The 4,668-nt window shown below is 72.8% G+C and carries 5 protein-coding genes; 3 read left to right on the top strand and 2 right to left on the bottom strand.

Annotated features, from left to right (window positions below):
- The 3 genes from QM633_RS07275 to QM633_RS07285 all read left to right on the top strand — a co-directional run.
- Nucleotides 1–625: hypothetical protein (locus tag QM633_RS07275; protein WP_415153075.1), on the top strand; the 625-nt coding region annotated here is incomplete at its 5' end.
- Nucleotides 626–651: 26 nt separating this feature from the next.
- Nucleotides 652–1,209 (top strand): NUDIX hydrolase, encoded by a 558-nt coding sequence (locus tag QM633_RS07280; RefSeq protein WP_415153076.1) that lies wholly within the window; start codon nucleotides 652–654, stop codon nucleotides 1,207–1,209.
- Between the two features lie 4 nt (nucleotides 1,210–1,213).
- On the top strand, nucleotides 1,214–2,116 hold the full coding sequence (locus QM633_RS07285; RefSeq protein WP_415153077.1) for a cation diffusion facilitator family transporter: 903 nt from the start codon (nucleotides 1,214–1,216) through the stop codon (nucleotides 2,114–2,116).
- 78 nt (nucleotides 2,117–2,194) lie between these two features.
- Here the strand turns inward: QM633_RS07285 and QM633_RS07290 are convergent, their stop codons facing one another.
- Nucleotides 2,195–2,908: a copper homeostasis protein CutC gene (locus QM633_RS07290; protein ID WP_415153078.1), complete on the bottom strand. Its 714-nt coding sequence runs from the start codon at nucleotides 2,906–2,908 to the stop codon at nucleotides 2,195–2,197.
- A 215-nt stretch (nucleotides 2,909–3,123) separates the two neighbouring features.
- Nucleotides 3,124–4,506, bottom strand: a complete 1,383-nt coding sequence (locus QM633_RS07295) for an MFS transporter (protein WP_415153079.1) — start codon at nucleotides 4,504–4,506, stop codon at nucleotides 3,124–3,126.
- Between the last annotated feature and the right edge of the window lie 162 nt (nucleotides 4,507–4,668).

Below are 4,668 nucleotides of genomic sequence, written 5' to 3' on the forward strand. Positions count from 1 at the left end.
CGGGCCGCGGGTGGTCGCTCCCGCCCCGCCGAGGGGACGCGGGCCAGGCCGCCGTCAGCGCGGCCGCCGGGTCGCCGTGGCGTCCGTCCTCGCCGCGAGCCTGCTGCTGATCGGGATCCTCAGCGCCCTGCCCGTCCTCCCCGCGACGAGTCCCTCCGCCACGGCCACCGCGAGCCGCGGGCCCGCCGAGGTGGTCACGGTCACCCCGTCCGCGCCGGCGAGTGCGGAGGCGGCGAACGTCACCGGGGGCGACATCGGCGCCGCGGTCGAGTTCTCCGCCCCGACCGGTGCCGGCACCCTCACCGTGACCCGGGCGACGTGGACCGACGCCGGAGAGGTCCCCGCTGGAGAAGGCACCAGCTATCTCGTGCTGGAGGTGAGCGTCGCGTGCACCAACGGCAGCGTCATGATCGACCCGATCCTGCTGCGCGCCACCACCGCCGCCGGCCCCAGCCTGCCCGGATTCGGGCCGAGCCTCGACGCGCCACTCGGCGGGCGCCAGCTCGACGCCGGCGAACGCGTCAAGGGCGAGGTCGGCTACGTTCTCGCTCCCGGCAACGTCGACCTGCACCTTCTCGACGAGTCGCTGCGTGACCTGGCGGTGGTCCGGATCCCCGCACCATGAGCACCTCCGACGGCGGGAGCCCGGGTGTGAGCGAGCCCTTCCGGAACCGCCGGTTCCGTCCCGTTCCGCCGGCGCTGCGCCCCCGGCGGCAGCGCAGCGCCGCGCGGGTCGTCGTCACCGACGGCACGAGCGTGCTGCTGCTCGCCGACACCGATCCCGGTCTGCCCGGCTCCCGCTGGTGGGTGACGCCGGGCGGGGGTGTCGACCCCGGCGAGACGCCCGGAGCGACCGCCGTCCGGGAGCTCGCCGAGGAGACCGGCCTCGACGTCACCCCCGACCGGCTGCTCGGCCCGGTCGCGTTCCGGGAGGTGGTGCACGGCTACTCCGACCAGGTGCTCAGCCAGTCCGAACTCTTCTTCGTGCTCATCGTCCCGGCGCCGTTCGAGCTTCGGCAGGACGGGCTCACCGAGGACGAACGGGTCACGCTCGCGGGCTGGGCCTGGCTGCCGCTGGCCGGGCTCGGCGCACAGGCGGAGCCGGTATGGCCGTCGAACGTGGCCGAGCTGGTCGCGATCGCTGCGCGCCCTGAGGTCTGGCCGCTCGACCTCGGCCAGGTGGAGGAGTCGACCCTGCCGGTAGAGTGAGCGCGTGCAGGACGCGTCCTTCCCCGTCGCCACGCCACAGAACCCTCGATCCCTCGAACGCTACATCTGGCTCTCGATCGTCACCGCCATCGCCACCGTCGCCATCAAGGCGGTCGCCGCCTGGCTGACGAACTCCGTCGGCCTGTGGTCGGACGCGATGGAGTCGACGGTCAACCTGGTGGCGGCGCTGGTCGCCCTGTGGGCGCTGCGCCTGGCCGCCAAGCCGGCGGACTTCAACCACGACTTCGGCCACGGCAAGGCCGAGTACATGTCGGCGGCCGTGGAGGGCAGCCTGATCTTCGTCGCCGCGGCCGTGATCATCTGGGGTGCGGTCGCGCGGCTGTTCAGCCCCGCCCCGCTCGAGCAGCTCGGCCTCGGCCTGGCCCTGTCGATGCTGGCCACCGTGCTGAACCTCGGTACCGGCCTGGTCCTGCTGCGGGCCGGGCGCCGGTACCGGTCGATCACCCTCGAGGCGGACGGCAGGCACCTGCTCACCGACGTGTGGACGTCGGTCGGCGTGCTGGTGGCGATCGGGCTCGTCGCGCTCACCCACTGGCAGATCCTCGACCCGGTCATCGCGCTGGTCGTGGGGGCCAACATCCTGCTCACCGGCTACCGGCTGGTACGCCGCTCGGTGGTCGGGCTGCTCGACGCGGCCCTGCCCGAGGAGGAGATCGCGATCGTCTCCGCCGTGCTCGCCGAGGTGTGCGACGACCCGGGCGTGGAGATCACCGAACTGAAGACCCGCGAGTCCGGCCGTCAGCGCTTCGTCTACGCCACGCTGTCCGTGCCGGGCTCCTGGACGGTGAAGCGCAGCCATGACGTCGCCGACGACGTGGAGAACGCCGTCAGCTCCGCGCTGCCGGACACCACGACCTTCGTCCACATCGAGCCCGCCGCGGACTGATCGGGCCGCTCGCCCCGCCGGGTTCGGGCGGAGTCGCTCCGGCAGCGGCGGGAACATTGCCCTGTGCGGCCGGCGGGATCAGGCCGGGACCGCAGGGCGGTGCCGGACCTCGTCGTCGATCAGGGTGCGCCAGGAGCGGACGAGGCCCTCGTCGACGTAGGCCTTGTACGAGCCACCGGGCCGGGCCGGCGTGCCGATGTGGAAGGCGCGGACGCCGGCCCGCGCGAGCCACGGCACATGGTCGGGCTGCAGACCGCCGCCGGCCATGATCACCGACGCGGCCCACGGATCGGCCGTCGCCCTCGCGAGCAGGTCGCCCAGGCCGTGCTCGACGTCCCTCGCCGAGCCGGCGGTGAGAACCTGGTCGAGGCGAGGCAGACCGGCCAACGCCGTCCACGCCTTGTCGGCGTCCAGGCACGCGTCGATGGCACGGTGGAAGGTCCAGGGCCAGGCGCCGTCGGAGACCAGCTCCGCGCACACGCCCGCGTCCACCTCACCCAGGCCGTTCAGGAAGCCGAGCACCATGCCGTCCGCGCCTGCGTCCGCGTACGCGGCCATCAGGCCGCGCAGCCGCACCGCCTCGCCTCCATCGGTGCCGAACCCGTCCCGCAGCCGCACCATCACCCGCACCTGGATGCTGGTCGCGCGGCGCACCTGCGCCACCAGCTGGGGGGTCGGGGACATGCCGCCGTCCTCCAGCGAGCCGCACAGCTCGACCCGGTCGGCCCCGCCGGCCTCGGCGCGTTCGGCGTCGGCGGGGTGCAGCGCGATCACCTCGAGCAGGCCGCTCATTCGCCGGTCCCGCAGAGCAGTTCGGCGGAGCGCGGGCCAGGAGAGGAACTCCGTGGGGTGCTCACGCCTCCATGATGCGGCCGCCACCCTCGCCGTCCCTGCCGACACGCGGTCGCGGTGCGCTGCCGCGGCCGCCGGCTCACCGCCGCGGCCCGTCCCCGACGGCGTCGTCCATGCACGTGCGGAGGCCGTGCGGCACGACTCGGGAGGACGGCTCAATCGGTCGCGGGCGCGATCGAGTACGCGGCCGAGTCGACGCTGCCGCGGGGCAGCCGGGTGGCGGCGAGAAGCATCAGGGCCGCCGAGGCCGCCACGGCCACGAAGACCCAGGTGGACGCGGCCACGATCGTCGCGTAGTCCTGCTCGCCCCTGCCCGTGGAGATCACGTTGTTCGCGATGGCACCGAAGATCGCGACACCGACCGCGCTGCCCGCCGACCTGGCGAACACGTTGAGCCCGGTCACGACACCGCGCTCGTTCCACTCGACGGACGCCTGCGCGGCGATCAGCGAGGGCGCCGCCGTCCAGCCCAGACCGAAGCCGACCACGAAGGCGACCACGGCCACCGTCCACGGGTTCGGGTACGGCCCGGTGGCGGCCAGCGCGAGCGCACCGGCCAGGGCGATCGTGCTGCCGGCCAGGACGGTGGTGCGGTAGCCGTGGCGCAGGTACATCTTTCCCGCCTGGGACGCGGCCAGTGGCCAGCCCAGGGTGAGGGCGGCGATGGCGATGCCGGACACCAGTGGGGCGACCTTGAGCGCGTTCTCCAGGTAGGTCGGGACGTAGCTGGTGATGCCGATCATCAGCGCCCCGACCCCCAGCGAGACCAGCGTGCAGGTCAGGATCAACGGACGGGTGAGGATCGACAGGTCCAGGACGGGCTCGGCGGCCCGCCGTTCGACCGCGGGGAAGGCGACCAGCGCCGCGATGCCGATCCCGAAGCTCAGCACGCTCTGCCAGGACAGCCACGACCACGCGTTGCCGCCCTCCAGCAATGCGAGGATGACCGCCGTCAGACCGAGGGTGAGCAGCGCCGCACCGGCGTAGTCGATGCGGTGTCGCCTGCGTTCGAGCTTCTCGTGGTAGGACCTGACCAGCGCCCAGGCCGCGACCAGGCACAGCGGGATGTTCACGAAGAAGATCCATCGCCAGGAGACGAACTGGGAGAAGACACCGCCGAGCGCCGGCCCGACCACCGACGACACCGCCCAGACACTCGCGATGTACCCCTGCACGAGGGCGCGCTCGGCGACGCTGTACAGGTCGCCGACGATCGTCATCGTCATCGGGGACGCCGCGCCGGCGCCGAGTCCCTGCACGACCCGGAACGCGATCAGCGACGACATGTTCCAGGCCAGCCCGGCCAGGATCGAGCCGAGCAGGAACAGCCCGACCCCGACCAGGATGACCGGCTTGCGTCCGATCGTGTCGGCGAGCTTGGAGTAGATGGGGACCGAGACGGCCTGCGCGAGGAGGTAGACCGAGAACAGCCACGGGAACTGGTCGAACTCCCCCAGTTCCTTCACCACCGACGGTACGGCCGTGGCCAGGATCGTCGCGTCGATCGCGATCAGCCCCGTGGTGAGCATCAGCGCCATCAGTACCGCGCCCCGCTCGGACCTGAACCCGACTGTCGTTCCCCGCTCGCTACTCACTCACGCAGGAAGCCGGATCGCCCGTCCGAATATTCCCGTGCCGCGACCGCACCTGCCGCGACTGTGGGGACGGTTCCTCGCTCGGTCCGGCAGTCCGGTGGACCG

It is taken from the genome of Propionicimonas sp. (assembly GCF_047606205.1).
Taxonomy (GTDB): domain Bacteria; phylum Actinomycetota; class Actinomycetes; order Propionibacteriales; family Propionibacteriaceae; genus Propionicimonas.

What these genes read in the sequence shown, in the direction of transcription:
- QM633_RS07290 (WP_415153078.1), bottom strand. Translation starts at nt 2,908, where the DNA reads ATGAGCGGCCTGCTCGAGGTGATCGCGCTGCACCCCGCCGACGCCGAA.
- QM633_RS07295 (WP_415153079.1), bottom strand. Translation starts at nt 4,506, where the DNA reads ATGGCGCTGATGCTCACCACGGGGCTGATCGCGATCGACGCGACGATC.